Genomic DNA, 15,220 nt, shown 5'->3' on the forward strand with positions numbered 1-15,220 from the left:
TCGCTACCCGCTACGACCAGACCGCCGAGAGCTTCCTCGGCTTCGCGACACTCGCCTCCATCCGACTGTGGATCAGGTTTGTCCACGCGGCCTAACGTTGGCAGAGAACCAACAGGAGGACCAAACCGTGGCAGAGATCCTCGCCTATACGTTCGAAATCAAAGACCAGAATGGAAGCGTCATTGGGGACGTGAAAGTTTATGCTGAGGACGCTACCGGTGGTGTGAACTTCCGCTTCGACACGACTTTGCCTGATGGCTACAGAATTGATCTCAACGGATTCTTTGTCGATACAGGGGGAGATGGAGGGGCCATACGCGCCTTCGGCACGAAGTCCAACAACATGAACGGGGGGAATAACGACGGCTACGACTATGCCATCGCGCTCGGTTCTGTGGGCGGCAACGATGCCGATTTCGTGGATGGCACCCGATTCATGGCGGGCATTACAGTGGCGGACCTTGCCGGGTCCGATGCTGGCCTCCGCGCCACGAGCTACGGCCTGGACGGCGAGGGCAGCCTGAAGCTGGTGGCTGAGTACACCCCGCCGCCGCCGCCGCCGGGCGATGACTTCCCGCTCTGGGGCCAGGATATCTCGAACACGATCCTGGTGTTCAACACCACGGCGGGTGACGAGAAGCCGAAGCCGGAGGGCGATGGCTACTACACAGTGAAGATCGACAATTGGCCCAATCCCGCCGACGACGACCTGGATAACTCCATCGGCGACATCATTGCCTGGCTGGAAGCCCATGATCCTATCTTCATGCAGGAACAGTACGACGCCTCCGAACTCCTGATGGGTGTCATCATCAAGGGTGGCAACCAGGACACGAACTTCTATGCCTTCGGGGACAATAACCTGAACGGCACCCTTCCCGACGACCCGCCCGCTGGCCTGGGCCTGACTTGGGATGGCAGCGACAATCCGCAGCCGGCGAACGCCGTCGACGTGAGCTACACCTACGAGTCCGTCCTTGGTGTCTGAGAAGGCCGACCATTGACCGTGCGGGGCGGCAGAGGTCGCCGCCCCGCGCCGCGACGGGAACGCGCCGCGCCTGCCCGCCTGGTGACGCAGCCCCGCGGTGTTGCCCGGGCCCGCCGTTGCGGCGCGCGACCGTCGCGGCCATCGCGCGACAGGGCTTGTCCCCGCGCACCGGCATCAATACATCACCGTTCGTCAGGGCCCGCACGCCATGCGGGGACCCGAACCACCCCCATCCGCGGCGGCCCGCGCCGCCGGTTCAGCACAGGGGGCGGGCACGGCGCCAATCCCGGGCCGATCCCGCCTGCCGCAGAGGAGAGTACACGGATGAGCAAGGTCATCGGCATCGACCTCGGCACCACCAATTCCTGCGTCGCCATCATGGAAGGCAAGGACGTCAGGGTCATCGAGAACGCCGAGGGTGCCCGCACCACCCCCTCCATGGTCGCCTTCGCCAAGAACGGCGAGCGGCTGGTGGGCCAGGCCGCGAAGCGCCAGGCGGTGACGAACCCCACGGGCACGCTCTTCGCCGTCAAGCGCCTGATCGGGCGCCGCTTCGACGACCCGATGGTGCAGAAGGAGATCGCGCTCGCGCCCTTCAAGATCACCAAGGCCGCCAATGGCGACGCCTGGGTGCAGGTGGACGGCAAGGACTACGCCCCGCAGCAGATCAGCGCCATGGTGCTGACCAAGATGAAGGAGACGGCCGAGGCCTATCTCGGCGAGACCGTCTCCCAGGCGGTCATCACCGTCCCCGCCTACTTCAACGACGCCCAGCGCCAGGCGACGAAGGAGGCCGGCGCGATCGCGGGCCTCGAGGTGCTGCGCATCATCAACGAGCCGACGGCCGCGGCGCTGGCCTACGGCATGGACCAGAAGAAGGGCGGCACGATCGCGGTCTATGACCTCGGCGGCGGCACCTTCGACGTCTCCATCCTCGAGATCGGCGACGGCGTCTTCGAGGTGAAGTCCACCAACGGCGACACCTTCCTGGGTGGCGAGGACTTCGACCAGCGCATCATCGACTACCTGGCGGATGAGTTCCGCAAGGAGCAGGGCATCGACCTGCGCGGCGACAAGCTCGCGCTGCAGCGCCTGAAGGAAGCCGCCGAGAAGGCGAAGATCGAGCTCTCCTCCGCCAAGGAGACCGAGGTCAACCTGCCCTTCATCACCGCCGACGCCTCCGGGCCGAAGCACCTCGTGATGAAGCTGACGCGCGCCAAGCTCGAAGCCCTGGTGGACGACCTGATCCAGCGCACGCTCGAGCCCTGCAAGCAGGCGCTGAAGGATGCCGGCCTGTCGGCGGGCGAGATCGACGAGGTGATCCTGGTCGGCGGCATGACCCGCATGCCCAAGGTCATCGAGACGGTGAAGGGCTTCTTCGGCAAGGACCCGGCGCGCAACGTCAATCCCGATGAGGTCGTGGCCATCGGCGCGGCGATCCAGGGCGGCGTGCTGCGCGGCGACGTGAAGGACGTGCTGCTGCTCGACGTGACGCCGCTCAGCCTCGGCATCGAGACGCTGGGCGGGGTGTTCACGCGCCTGATCGACCGCAACACGACCATCCCGACCAAGAAGAGCCAGGTCTTCTCGACCGCCGACGACAACCAGACCGCGGTGACCATCAAGGTCTACCAGGGCGAGCGCGAGATGGCGGCCGACAACAAGATGCTCGGCACCTTCGACCTCACGGGCATCCCGCCCGCGCCGCGCGGCGTGCCGCAGATCGAGGTGACCTTCGACATCGACGCCAACGGCATCGTCTCCGTCAGCGCGAAGGACAAGGCCACCGGCAAGGAGCAGCAGATCCGCATCCAGGCCAAGTCCGGCCTGTCGGACGCCGACATCGAGCGCATGGTCAAGGACGCCGAGGCCCACGCCGCCGAGGACAAGAAGCGGCGCGAGCTGGTCGAGGCGCGCAACCAGCTCGACGCGCTGGTGCACCAGACCGAGCGCACGCTGCGCGAGAACGGCGACAAGGTGCCGCCGGCCGAGAAGGCGGATGTCGAGGCCGCGGTCGCCGACGCCAAGGCGGCGATCGAGAAGCAGGACCCCGAGGCCGTGACGCGCGCCAGCGAGCGCCTCGGCCAGGCGGCGATGCGCATGGGCGAGGCCATCTACAAGGCCCAGCAGTCCGAGCCGAAGCCCGAGGGCGGCGGCGAGGGCGGCGGTTCCTCCGGCCCCGGCGGCGACAAGGTCGTGGACGCCGAGTTCGAGGAAGTGGACCCGAACAAGCGCAAGCCGTCCTGAGCGGACAGGACGCGCCGAGCATGAGCCGCACCGCCCGGTTCCGCCAAGGACCGGGCGGCGCATCCTTCGGGGCCGCCGGATGAGGCGCGATCGGGCAGTGACAGGCGGGCGGGCGGCGCAGCGCGGGGCCGGGAGCGCGGCGACGCGGCGTGTCGCCGGCCGCCGTTTGTCGCAGGCACGGGCCCGCCGCGATGCATGCCTGGGGGTCTCACGCGCGAGCGGCACGATGCCGGGCGCGCCATGCGACGGCGCCGCGGCGTCGCGCCCGGCCGTCGCGCGCAGAACCCCAGGCGGCCGCGCTCCGGCGGCACCGGGCGCGGCGGCGACGCGGGCCGATGCCCGCCCCTTGCTGGGCGCGGCCCGGTGGGCGGCCATCCACGGCGCCTCCGTCCAGGGCACGAAGGCAGGCCGCGCGCATGCGCGGCGCCCGCCGATTGAGGGCAAGACCCATGTCCAAGCGTGACTACTACGAGGTGCTCGGCGTCGCGCGCGACGCCGACGAGGAGGCCCTGAAGAAGGCCTACCGCAAGCTCGCGATGAAATGGCACCCCGACCGCAACCAGGGGAACAAGGAGGCCGAGGCCAAGTTCAAGGAACTGAACGAGGCCTACGACGTGCTCAAGGACGCCGAGAAGCGCGCCGCCTATGACCGCTTCGGCCACGCCGCCTTCGAGCAGGGCGGCCCGGGCGGGCCCGGCGGCTTCGGCGGCGGCGGCGGCAGCCCCTTCGGCGGCGCCTTCGAGGACATCTTCGAAGAGATGTTCGGCCGCTTCGGCGGCGGCGGGCGCAATGGCCGCGGCGGCGCCACGGGGCGCGGGGCCGACCTGCGCACGCAGGTCGAGATCAGCCTCGAGGAAGCCTTCGCCGGCACCAAGACGAACATCCGCATCCCGACCTCGGTCTCCTGCGAGGCCTGCAAGGGCACGGGCGCCGAGGGCGGCTCCTCGGCCGGGGTGCAGACCTGCGGGACCTGCGGCGGCCAGGGCAAGGTGCGCGCGCAGCAGGGCTTCTTCCTGATCGAGCGCACCTGCCCGACCTGCGGCGGCTCGGGGCGGATCATCAAGAACCCCTGCAAGATCTGCCACGGGGCGGGGCGCGTGCAGCGCGAGCGCACGCTGAACGTGACCATCCCGCCCGGCGTGGAGGACGGCACGCGCATTCGCCTCGCCGGCGAGGGCGAGGCCGGGCTGCGCGGCGCGCCCTCAGGCGACCTCTACGTGGATGTCGCGGTCAAGCCGCACCCGATCTTCCAGCGCGACGGGTCGAACATCTTCATCCGCGTGCCGCTGCGCATGACGCAGGCGGCGCTCGGCGGGCATGTCGAGGTGCCGAGCATCGACGGCGGCCGCGCCCGCGTGACGATCCCGCCCGGCACGCAGACCGGCGACCAGTTCCGCCTGCGCGGCAAGGGCTTCTCGGTCCTGCGTTCGGCCGCGCGGGGGGACATGTATGTCCAGGTGAGCGTCGAGACGCCGCAGAACCTGACGCCGCGGCAGCGCGAACTGCTCGAGCAGTTCGAGGCCGAGGCGGCGAAGAACGCCAAGAGCAGCCCGGAAAGCGAGGGCTTCTTCGCCAAGGTGAAGGAGTTCTGGGACGGGCTCGGGCGGTAGCGCCGGGACGCGGGCGGCGGCCCCTCGCGCGGACTGCGCGGAGGGCACCGGATCGCCCGCCCGCACGGCCAGCACGCCGCAGGCGCATGGCGCCGTTATGGTCCGATGCGGCGGCAACCGGGAGCCGACCAGAAGCCGCGATCACCCGCGTTTGCTTCCCTGACCCGCCGGCCGCCCGCCGCGCAGGCGCGCGGATCATCTGATCGCCGTCTGCCTCACGCCGGCCGACTTGCGCCCGCCGCGGATCCGCGGGCATCGGCGCGCTTCGGCCGCAGACGGGGGCGCTGCCCTGGCCCGACACCGCGAGGGCCGGCAGGAACCGGGCGTCGCCGCCCAAGCCCCTGCCCTGCGCGAGACCGGAGCGGCCCGGCCGTGAGCCCTGGCTTGTCGCAGCGTCTGCCCGGCCTCGAGGAGCGGCGGCGTGGCGGGCCAAGGGCATGCACGCGGCGGACGGGGCCCGCGTCCGCATCCGCCGCGGATCGCATGACGGGGCTGGCGCTCAGGCCGCCGGCCGGGTCGCCACCACCACCATCGCCGGCTTCAGCAGCCGCCCGTTCAGCGTCCAGGCCGGGGTCCAGCAGGCGCTGACGGTGCCGGGCTCGGTGCCCTCGATCGCCGGCTGCTCGGCCATGGCCTGGTGCAGTTCGGGGTCGAAGGGCTTGCCCGTCGGATCCTCGCGCCGGATGCCGTTGCGTTCGAGGATGCCGAGGAAGGAGCGTTCCACCCCTTCGAAACCGTCGCGGATCTTGGCGATGGCCTCGGGCTCGTTCTCCGCCTTGGGCGGCAGGGCATCGAGGCCGCGGCGGAGGTTCTCCGCCGCCTCCACCACGTCGCGGGCGAATTTCTGCGTGGCGTAGGCGCGCGCATCGGCCACCTCGCGCTGGGTGCGGGCGCGCAGGTTCTGCATCTCGGCCTCGGCGCGCAGCCACTTGTCGCGCAGCGCGGCGACCTCGGCCTCGAGGGCGGCGATGCGCTCCTCCGGGGTGGGGTCGGGACGGGGGGCGTCCTCGGCGGGCGGCGCCGTCTCGGCCGCCTCGGTTTCGGCGGGTGGGGTGTCCTGCTTCTCGCTCATCTCGGGATCGCGTCTCATGTCGCGGGCGCGGCGCGGGGCCGCTTGTCAGGGCATCACGTAAGCCCCCGGCGGCCGATGGACAAGCCGCGCCCGCGCACGGCGCGCCCTATTGGGTGGCGAGAGCCTCATGCAGCGTGCGCGGCCGGCGCGGCTGCGGCTGGGCCTGCTGCGGCGGCGGGCGCTGCGGGCGATCGGCGCTGCGATACTCGGGGCGGCGGTCGTGGTAGCGCCGGTCGTAGCGGTCGTCGCGCCAGGCGCGCGGCGGCGGGGCGCCGTAATAGGGGCGGCTGCCCCAGCCGGGGCTGTAGCCGCGGGCATAGCCGGGCGCATAGCCGTAGGACGGCGCGTAGCCATAGGCCGGCGCATAGCCGTAGCGCGGCGAATCGTCGTAAGCGCAGGCCGGCGCGACGGAAACGGCTGCAAGCAGCAGCAGGGCGGTCGTCAGGCGGCGCATGGCGGGTCCTCCCGGTTGCGCCAGCATAGCACCATGGCCGTCCGGCGCTGCGGCGGCATGATGATGGCGCCGCGAAGGCAGGCGGCGGCTTCCCCCGCCGCTTCCGGGGGCGGGCGCCCCGCTCAGGGCGCTTCCTGCGCGAGGCGGGCGACGGCGGCGCGGTAGGTCTCGCGGAACAGCGCGTCGAGGGCCGGATTGACGCCCATCAGCCCCTCCGCCACGCGTCCGGCCCAACCGATGTATTCGGTGCGGCGGGCGTGGTTCCAGTTCGCCGGCGGGCTGTCGGCAATCGCGCGCAGGTTGGAGATCTTGTCCGCGAGCTTGAGCTGCCGAGCGGCTTCGGACTTCCGGGGTGCCTCGCTGACCTGCAGCGCCTTGCGCGTCTCCTTGGGCAGGGTCTTGTCGTCGGTGGCCTCGGCGACGATGGCGGCGACCGCCTCGCCGAACTCGGCGACGAGCTGCTCGTGGGTGACCTCGGTGTCCTCGACCGTGTCGTGCAAGAGCCCGGCGATGATCGCCTCGGGCGGGGCGCCGTGCTCGGCAAGGATCGCGGCGACCTCGATGACGTGGTTGACGTAGGGCTCCCGCGCCGCGCCCTTGCGGACCTGCGTGGCATGGGCGCGCGCGGCGAAGAGCGCGGCGCGCAGCAGGGCGGCGGGGTCGGCTTGCGGGTTCATGCGGCTCCTGTCCTGGCGCGGCGCCGGGGCAGCGCGCGCGATGGGGGCGGCACGCCGGCCGCCCGGCGGGTCATCGCGCCGCGCCGCGGGCATGCCGGTGCTGCGGATGCGCGGGGCGCCCTCAGGTGTTCATGGCGTCGAAGAAGTCCTGGTTCGTCTTGCTGTACTTCAGCTTGTCGAGCAGGAACTCCATCGCGTCCTGCGTGCCCATCGGGTTCAGGATGCGGCGCAGCACCCACATCTTGGCGAGCGTGGCGCGATCGACCAGCAGCTCCTCCTTGCGGGTGCCGGACTTGGTGATGTCGATCGCGGGGAAGACGCGCTTGTCCGACAGCTTGCGGTCGAGCACGATCTCCGAGTTGCCGGTGCCCTTGAACTCCTCGAAGATCACCTCGTCCATGCGGCTGCCGGTGTCGATCAGCGCGGTCGCGATGATGGTCAGGCTGCCGCCTTCCTCGATGTTGCGGGCGGCACCGAAGAAGCGCTTCGGGCGCTGCAGGGCGTTCGCGTCCACGCCGCCCGTCAGCACCTTGCCCGAGGAGGGCACCACCGAGTTGTAGGCGCGGCCGAGGCGCGTGATCGAGTCGAGCAGGATCACCACGTCGCGCTTGTGCTCGACGAGGCGCTTGGCCTTCTCGAGCACCATCTCGGTCACCTGGACGTGGCGCGTGGCGGGCTCGTCGAAGGTGGAGGCGACGACCTCCCCGCGCACCGTGCGGGCCATGTCCGTGACTTCCTCGGGGCGCTCGTCGATCAGCAGCACCATCAGGAAGACGTCGGGGTTGTTCGCGGTGATGGACTTGGCGATGTTCTGCAGCATCACCGTCTTGCCGGTGCGCGGCGGGGCGACGATCAGCGCGCGCTGGCCCATGCCGATCGGCGCGATCAGGTCGATGACGCGATGCGTCATGTCCTTCATCGGCCCCTTGGCGACGCTCTCGACCTCGGGGTTCTCCATCTTCAGCCGCCGGTTCGGGTAGAGCGGCGTGAGGTTGTCGAAGTTGATGCGGTGCTTGATGGCCTCGGGCGGCTCGAAGTTGATCGCGTTGACCTTGAGCAGGGAGAAGTAGCGCTCCCCGTCCTTCGGCGCGCGGATCTGGCCTTCCACCGTGTCGCCGGTGCGCAGGCCGAAGCGGCGCACCTGGGCGGGCGAGACGTAGATGTCGTCGGGCCCGGGCAGGAAGTTCGCCTGCGGGCTGCGCAGATAGCCGAAGCCGTCGGGCAGGATCTCGAGCGTGCCCTCGCCGAAGATCGCCTGCTCGTTCTCCGCGAGCGTCTTGAGGATGGCGAACATCATGTCCTGCTTGCGCAGGATGGAGGCGTTCTCGACGCCGACTTCCTCCGCGAAGGCGAGGAGGTCGGCGGGGCTCTTGGCCTTGAGTTCGGAGAGGTGCATGGGTCCTGGACGCGGTCCGACAGCAGGGGATTGGCCGGGACGTTCCCGAAGGCCGGCCGGCGCGGCATGGCCGCGGCAGGCGGGCCCGTTCGCCCCGGGGCCGCGCCATGGATGGCGCGAGGGGCGAAGTCCCGTGGATAAGGAAGGAATTGGCGGCGCCAGGCGCGGAACGCCCCGCACCGCTGGCGGGAAGCGCGCGAACCCTATGGAGGCCCGGCGCGCCCGTCAACGGGGGATGTGCGGCGCGGGGGGCGGAAAATCAAGCACCGGGCCGGCGCGGGAGGGTCTCGGGGGGCCACATCCGCGCCTCGGGCCCGCCCGGCCGCGCGCCGCGGGTCAGAACGGCTTCACGATCACCATGACGACGATGAGGATGAGCGCCAGCGTCGGCACCTCGTTGGCGATGCGCCAGCCGCGCTCGCTGCGCGTGTTGGCGTCCCGCGCGAAGCGCTTCCGCGCGATCGAGAGGTCGTGGTGGAACCAGGTCATGGCGAGGATGCCGAGCAGCTTCCCGTGCCACCAGCCGCCCCGCCAGTCCACGATGCCCGGCGTCAGCACCAGCAGCACGCCGAAGGTCCAGGTCCAGATCATCGCCGGGTTCATGATGGCGCGCAGCAGGCGCCGCTCCATCACCTTGAACAGTTCGGACTGCGCGGAGCCGGGGGCGACCTGGCAGTGATAGACGTAGAGGCGCGGCAGGTAGAACAGCCCCGCCATCCAGGCGAAGGCGCCGAGCAGATGCGCCGCCTTGATCCACGGATACCAGGGGGCGAGGGCGTCGATCGTCATGGCGCGGGATGCTGCTTCGCGCAGGCGCCGCACGCAAGCGGGCGGCCCGCCGAGGCGCGGCTGCCGCGACATCCGCGCCCGGCCCTCACGGCCGCCGGCGGTTCCACGCGCGCGGAGGCTGCTCTAGGCTGGCCTGCAACGGGAGGCGGACGCCATGGCCATCGCGATCCTCGGCAACGGCATCATCGGGCACGGCATGGCGGATGTGTTCGCCAAGGCCGGCCACGAGGTGCGCCTGATCGGGAGGAGCGAGGCGAGCCTCGCCGCCGCGCTCGCGCGCATCCGCGAATCCATGGGCGTCTTCGCGGCCGAGGGGCTGTTCGAGGCGGCGCAGATCGAGCCCGCCATGGCGCGCATCTCGACCGCCACCGACCTCGCCGCCGCGCAGGGCTGCGACTTCGTCTTCGAGGCGGTGCCGGAGGACATGGAGCTCAAGCTGTCGCTGTTCGAGCGGCTCGACGCGATGCTGCCCCCCACGGCCATCCTCGCCTCCTCCTCCGGCCATCCGGCGAGCGCGCTGGCGGCGCGCATGACGCACCGGGCGCGGATGGTGGCGGCGCATTTCTGGTACCCGCCGCAGCTCCTGCCGCTGGTCGAGGTCTGCGGCGGGCCAGAGACGGCGCCCGAGGTGGTGGATCGCACCGTCGCGCTGCTGCGCGCGGCGGGCAAGGAGCCGGTGGTCATCGAGAAGGAGGTGCCGGGCTTCATCGGCAACCGCATCCAGTTCGCCGCCCTGCGCGAGGCCTGGTCGCTCTGGGCGCGCGGCGTCGCCTCGGCCGAGGCGATCGACGCCGTGGTGCGGCATTCGATCGGGCGGCGGCTCGGCGTGACGGGGCCGATCGAATCGGCCGATCTCGGCGGCCTCGACACCATGTGGCATTTCGCGCGCTTCCTGCAGCCGGACCTCGACGCCGAGCCGCAGCCGCCCGAGGCGATCGGGCGGCTGGTGGAGCAGGGCGCGCGCGGCGTGGCCAACGGGCGCGGGGTGCATGACTGGTCGCGCCGCGACGGCGCCGCGCTGGCCGAGGCGCGGCGGCGCGAACTGATCCGCTGGCTGAAGGCGGACCGCGCCCGGTGAGCCTGCCGCCCGGCCACGCCGAGGCGCCGCACTGGTGGGAGGCCGCGCCGCGCCCCGTCCTGCCCGAACAGCCGGTGCCGGCGCGCAGCGATGCGGTGATCGTCGGCTCGGGCATCACCGGGCTCAATGCCGCGCTGGTGCTCGCGCGCGCGGGGCGGCAGGTGACGGTCTTCGAGGCGGGCGATCCCGGCGCGGGGGCGAGCACGCGCAATGCCGGCTATGTCGGCCGTTCGCTCAAGCACGACTATTCCGCGCTGCTGCGCCGCCATGGCCGGGCCATGGCCGCCGCCGTCTATGCCGAGATGCAGGCGGCGAACGACGCGGTGTTCGAGGTGGTCGAGGCCGAGGGCATCGCCTGCCATCTCGAACGCTGCGGGCGGGTGGTGCTCGCGCATTCGCCGCGGCAGATGCGCGACCTCGCGGCGGAACTCGCGCTGAGGCAGGAGCATCTGGGCGAGGCGCACATGCTGCTCGACCGCGCGGGCGTGGCCGCCGAGACCGGCTCGGACCGCTTCGCGGGCGGGGCGCTGATCCCGGACCTCGCGGCGCTGCATCCGGGGCTCTACCACGCCGGGCTGCTGGAGCGCGCGCTGGCGGCCGGCGTCACGGTGCTGGCGCGCACGCCGGCCACCGGCGTGGGCGGCGAACGCGGGGCGCTGCGGGTGGCGAGCACGCGTGGCAGCACCCTGGCGCGCGAGGTGCTGTTCGCCACCAACGGCTATACCGGCGAAGGCGCGCCCGGCTGGCTGCGCCGCCGTGTCATCCCCTTCGATGCCTGGATGTTCGCGACCGAGGTGCTCTCGCCCAACCAGGTCGCGGCGATCCTGCCCGCGAACCGCACCTTCATCGACACCAACCACGACATCCTCTTCGCGCGCCGCTCGCCGGACGGGCGGCGCATCCTGTTCGGCGGGCAGACCGGCGTGCGGCCGCGCCCGGTGCGCGAGCGCGCCGCGGCGCTGCATGCGCTCGCGGCCTCGGTGCTGCCGGGCATGGCGGGGCTGCGCGTGGACCAGGCCTGGACGGGGCGCTGCGCGGGGACGCTCGACCTCTATCCGCACCTCGCGGAGCGCGACGGGGTGTGGTTCGCGGGCGGCTACTGCTTCGCCGGCGTGCCGATGGGGACCTATCTCGGTCGCAAGGCGGCGTGGCAGATGCTGGGGCGGGCGGAGGGCGCCACGCATTTCGCGACCCGCCCCTTCCCCGGCCAGCCGCTGCCGGAGGTGGCGCGGCGGCTGGTGCCGGCGGTGATGGCCTATTGGCGGGCCTGCGACCGGCGGGCGATGCGGGCGCGGTGACGCCCGCCCGCCCCGCCCCGGGCGGCGGCCGGCTCGCGGCGGCCCGGCGCGGTTCGCGCGTGCTGTGCGCGGAGCGGGCGCCCGCGCGGCCTGCATGGCGCCGCCGCGTCCCTGCATGCCCGCGCGCCGGCCTGCTCCGGCACGCCGCACGCGGAGAAGGGACGCGGCCTTGCCGCCGCCTTCGCTGCGGCGCAGCATGAGGCCATGACCCCCCCGCCGGACGACGAGGCCGCCAGCCGCGCGCGCATGCGCCGGGTGCTCGCGATGTATGGCCCGGCGGTCTTCGCCGGCGCGCTCGCCACCCGCGCGACCGACCCGGTGGTGGCCGACATCGCCGCCGATTTCGGCACCACCGCCGCCCAGGTGGCGCTGCTCGGCACCGCCTACACCCTGCCCTTCGCCCTGGTGCAGCCCATCCTCGGCCCGGTGGCGGACGCGATCGGCAAGCGGCGGGTGGTGACGGTCTGCGTCGGGCTGCTGTGCGTGATGCTCGCGCTCTCGGCGCTCGCGGCCTCGCTCGGCTGGCTGATGGCCTTCCGCGCGCTCTCCGGCGCGGCGGCGGGCGGCATGATGCCGCTGACGCTCGCCATCATGGCCGATGCCGTGCCGCTGAAGGAGCGGCAGGTGGCGCTGTCGCGCATGCTGGTCTTCGGCATCTCCGGCCAGATCGCGGGCGGGGCCATCGCCGGGCCCGTCGCCGCGGTGGCGGGCTGGCGCGGCATGCTCGTGCTCTGCGCCGCCGCGGCCGTGGCCGGGCTGCTCGCGCTGCTGACGGCGGGGCGCGGGGCGGCGCCCGAGGCCGTCACGCGCTACGACCCGGTGCTCGCCGCCAGGCGCTACCGCGGCATCCTGCGCAACCCCAGCGCCGTGCCGCTCTATGCCTCGGTCGCGATCGAGGGCGCGCTCGTCTTCGGCTCCTTCCCCTTCATCGCGCCGCTGATGATTGCCCGCGGCATCGGCGGCACCACCGAGGCGGGGCTCGCCATCGGCGCCTTCGGCATCGGCGGCCTCGCCTATGCGGCGATGGCGCGGCCGCTGCTCGGCCGCTTCGGCCAGGCGGGGGTGGTGCGGATCGGGGGCGGGGTCGGCTTCCTGGCCCTGGCGGGGCTCGCCCTGGCGCCCGCCCTGGCGGTGGCGGTCGGCGCCGGCTTCCTGCTCGGCACCGCCTTCTACATGATCCACAACGCGATCCAGACGCGGGCCACGGAACTCTCGCCGCAGTTCCGCGGCAGCGCGGTCTCGCTGCACGCCTTCTCCTTCTTCGCGGGGCAGTCGCTCGGGCCGGTGGCCTTCGGCCTGGGGGCGGCGACGATCGGGCTCGGGGCCTCGCTCGGGGTGGCGGCGGTGCTGCTGGCCGTGCTGGCCTGGTCGCTGGCGAGACGCCCGGCACAGGGCTGAGGGAACGGAAGGTGATTCACGCGCCCGGATCGCGATGGCCGGGTTGCGATGAATCAAGCACTTGGTCCGAGTCGCGCGAACGAATCGCTGACGACCGCCGCCCGATTCGCAAAGCCGCCTGAAATCAAAGGCTTGTGGTGCGCCCCGGGGCGCGGGCACAAGCGTGTTCGCGCTCCGTGCGCGCCCCGGTCCCGAGTCGCGGCCGATTCGCACGGAGCGTCTCCGGTGCGGCTCCGTGGGGCGTCGCGGCGGGACCGATCGCGCCACCCGCGAACCCGCTGATGCCGGAGCAGGCGCGGAAAGGGCCGCGGTCCGATGCGCAGCCCGGCGCAGCGTCGCGGCCGATCCGCCTGCGACTGTTCGGGCGCAGCCGCGCGCGCCGTTCGGGGGGGGCAGGGGGAACAACGCGCGCTCGCAAACGCCCGACAAGCGGTGCGAAAGACCGCGTGGCGCGTTTTCGCTCCGGCGCGGCGGGGACGATGGAGCGAACCAGCCCTCGGCACGCCGCGCGCGGGATCTGCGCCGCATCATCCGGTCCGGCACAGCGGGAGGGCGGTTTCCCGCCGGGGCGAAAGCGCCCTAGGCTCGCGCCCAACACCGAAGGAACCGCCGAGGAGAACGCCCATGATCCGTCGCCGCTCGCTCTTCGCCGCCGGCGCGGCCGGCCTCGCCGCCGCGCCGGCCATCGCGCAGAACACGCGCGCCACCACGCTGCGCTTCGTGCCCCAGGCCAACCTCTCGGTGCTCGATCCGATCTTCACCACCGCGACGGTGACGGGGAACCACGGCTACCACGTCTACGACACGCTCTACGGCGTGGACGCGCAGCTCCGCCCGCAGCCGCAGATGGTCGAGGGGCACGAGGTCTCCGCCGACGGCCTCACCTGGTCCTTCCGCCTGCGGGAGGGGCTGCGCTTCCACGACGGCAGCCCGGTGCGCTCGGCCGACTGCGTGGCCTCCATCACCCGCTGGTGCGCGCGCGAGCCCTTCGGCCAGTTGCTCGCCCGCGTGGTCGAGGAATGGACCGTCCGGGACGACCGCAACTTCCGCGTCCGCCTCAAGCGCGCCTTCCCGCTCCTGCTCGACGCGCTGGCCAAGCCGGATTCCTCGACGCTGTTCGTGATGCCCGAGCGGATCGCGAGCACCGATCCGGGCCGCGCCATCACCGAGGTGATCGGCTCCGGCCCCTACCGCTTCATCGCCGGCGAATACAATTCCGGCAGCCGCGTGGTGTACGAGAAGTTCGACGGCTACGTCCCGCGCAGCGAGCCGCCCTCCTGGACCTCGGGCGGCAAGGTCGCGCATTTCCGGCGCATCGAGTGGCACATCCTGCCCGACCCCGCGACCGCCGCCGCCGCCCTGCAGAACGGCGAGGTGGACTGGTGGGAGCGGCCGCACCCCGATCTCGGCGCGCTGCTCGCGCGCTCCCGCGACGTGCGGCGGGAGGTGACGGACCCGAACGGGCGGCTCGCGGTGATGCGCATGAACTGCCTGCACCCGCCCTTCGACAACGCCGCCATCCGCAAGGCGGTGCGCCTTTCCGTGCTGCAGGAGGACTACATGCGCGCCTCCCGCGGCGATGCGCGGGAGGACTGGGACATCACCCGCAGCCTCTGGCCGCGCGGTACGCCCTATTACCGCGACGAGGGCGAGGCGATGATGCCCGGCAACCTCGATGCCGCCCGCGCCGCGCTGCGCGAGGCGGGCTATGCCGGCCAGCGCGTGGTCATCATCAACCCGACGGACTTCCCCGATATCGGCCCGCTCGGCCTGGTCTCGGCAGACCGCCTGAAGCGGATCGGGATGAACATCGACCTCGCCGACAGCGACTGGGGCACCGTTGTGCAGCGGCGCAACAACCGCGAATCCGTGGACCGCGGCGGCTGGTCCATGCTGCACACCACGGGCGGGGCCACGGCCTGGGCCAACCCGGCGCTGTCCTTCCTGGTGCGCGGCCAGGGCACGCGCGGCTGGTTCGGCTGGTGGGAGAGCGCGCGCGCCGAGGAACTGGCCGAGGCCTGGCTCTACGAGCGCGACCCGGCGCGGCAGGCCGCGATCGCGCACGAACTCGGCCGGCACGCGCTGGAGGAGGCGGCCTTCCTGCCGCTCGGCCAGTTCCGCATCCGCACGGCCTTCCGCCGGGACATCACGGGCATCCTGCAGGGCTCCTCGCCCTATCCGTGGAACGTGCGGCGGGGCTGAGACCGGTGGGC

At 72.3% G+C, this 15,220-nt stretch carries 12 protein-coding genes; 7 read left to right on the forward strand and 5 right to left on the reverse strand.

Going from position 1 to position 15,220, the window contains the following annotated elements:
- Positions 1–127: 127 nt before the first annotated feature.
- The 3 genes from FHS88_RS17560 to dnaJ all read left to right on the forward strand — a co-directional run bounded on the left by FHS88_RS17560 (position 128) and on the right by dnaJ (position 4,845).
- Positions 128–988 (forward strand): hypothetical protein, encoded by an 861-nt coding sequence (locus tag FHS88_RS17560; protein WP_184486779.1) that lies wholly within the window; start codon positions 128–130, stop codon positions 986–988.
- Between the two features lie 324 nt (positions 989–1,312).
- Positions 1,313–3,235 carry a molecular chaperone DnaK gene (dnaK, locus tag FHS88_RS17565; protein WP_184486780.1) on the forward strand — a complete coding sequence of 641 codons (1,923 nt, stop codon included), beginning with the start codon at positions 1,313–1,315 and terminating at the stop codon, positions 3,233–3,235.
- Between the two features lie 449 nt (positions 3,236–3,684).
- The gene (gene dnaJ / locus FHS88_RS17570; protein ID WP_184486781.1) at positions 3,685–4,845 is read left to right on the forward strand and encodes a molecular chaperone DnaJ; all 1,161 of its coding nucleotides are present in this window, start codon (positions 3,685–3,687) and stop codon (positions 4,843–4,845) included.
- A 499-nt stretch (positions 4,846–5,344) separates the two neighbouring features.
- Here dnaJ and FHS88_RS17575 read toward each other — a convergent pair whose 3' ends face one another.
- The 5 genes from FHS88_RS17575 to hemJ all read right to left on the reverse strand — a co-directional run bounded on the left by FHS88_RS17575 (position 5,345) and on the right by hemJ (position 9,233).
- Positions 5,345–5,917, reverse strand: a complete 573-nt coding sequence (locus FHS88_RS17575) for a nucleotide exchange factor GrpE (protein ID WP_184486782.1) — start codon at positions 5,915–5,917, stop codon at positions 5,345–5,347.
- Between the two features lie 106 nt (positions 5,918–6,023).
- Positions 6,024–6,371 (reverse strand): hypothetical protein, encoded by a 348-nt coding sequence (locus FHS88_RS17580; RefSeq protein ID WP_184486783.1) that lies wholly within the window; start codon positions 6,369–6,371, stop codon positions 6,024–6,026.
- Positions 6,372–6,493: 122 nt separating this feature from the next.
- Positions 6,494–7,048, reverse strand: coding sequence for an HD domain-containing protein (locus FHS88_RS17585; protein WP_184486784.1), 555 nt, complete (start codon positions 7,046–7,048; stop codon positions 6,494–6,496).
- A gap of 121 nt (positions 7,049–7,169) precedes the next feature.
- The gene (rho, locus tag FHS88_RS17590; protein ID WP_184486785.1) at positions 7,170–8,444 is read right to left on the reverse strand and encodes a transcription termination factor Rho; all 1,275 of its coding nucleotides are present in this window, start codon (positions 8,442–8,444) and stop codon (positions 7,170–7,172) included.
- Positions 8,445–8,780: 336 nt separating this feature from the next.
- Positions 8,781–9,233 (reverse strand): protoporphyrinogen oxidase HemJ, encoded by a 453-nt coding sequence (gene hemJ, locus FHS88_RS17595; protein ID WP_184486786.1) that lies wholly within the window; start codon positions 9,231–9,233, stop codon positions 8,781–8,783.
- A gap of 154 nt (positions 9,234–9,387) precedes the next feature.
- Between hemJ and FHS88_RS17600 the strand changes: the two genes are divergently transcribed.
- The 4 genes from FHS88_RS17600 (at position 9,388) to FHS88_RS17615 (ending at position 15,209) form a co-directional block, all read left to right on the forward strand.
- Positions 9,388–10,311: a 3-hydroxyacyl-CoA dehydrogenase family protein gene (locus FHS88_RS17600; RefSeq protein ID WP_184486787.1), complete on the forward strand. Its 924-nt coding sequence runs from the start codon at positions 9,388–9,390 to the stop codon at positions 10,309–10,311.
- Complete coding sequence (locus FHS88_RS17605) at positions 10,308–11,609, forward strand: FAD-dependent oxidoreductase (RefSeq protein ID WP_184486788.1); 1,302 nt, start codon at positions 10,308–10,310, stop codon at positions 11,607–11,609. Before FHS88_RS17600 ends, FHS88_RS17605 begins: the two co-directional genes overlap by 4 nt.
- Positions 11,610–11,813: 204 nt before the next feature.
- Positions 11,814–13,007 carry an MFS transporter gene (locus tag FHS88_RS17610; protein WP_246420217.1) on the forward strand — a complete coding sequence of 398 codons (1,194 nt, stop codon included), beginning with the start codon at positions 11,814–11,816 and terminating at the stop codon, positions 13,005–13,007.
- 624 nt (positions 13,008–13,631) lie between these two features.
- On the forward strand, positions 13,632–15,209 hold the full coding sequence (locus FHS88_RS17615) for an ABC transporter substrate-binding protein (RefSeq protein WP_184486789.1): 1,578 nt from the start codon (positions 13,632–13,634) through the stop codon (positions 15,207–15,209).
- Positions 15,210–15,220: the final 11 nt, after the last annotated feature.

Source organism: Neoroseomonas alkaliterrae (genome assembly GCF_014199195.1).
GTDB classification, from domain to species: Bacteria; Pseudomonadota; Alphaproteobacteria; order Acetobacterales; family Acetobacteraceae; genus Neoroseomonas; species Neoroseomonas alkaliterrae.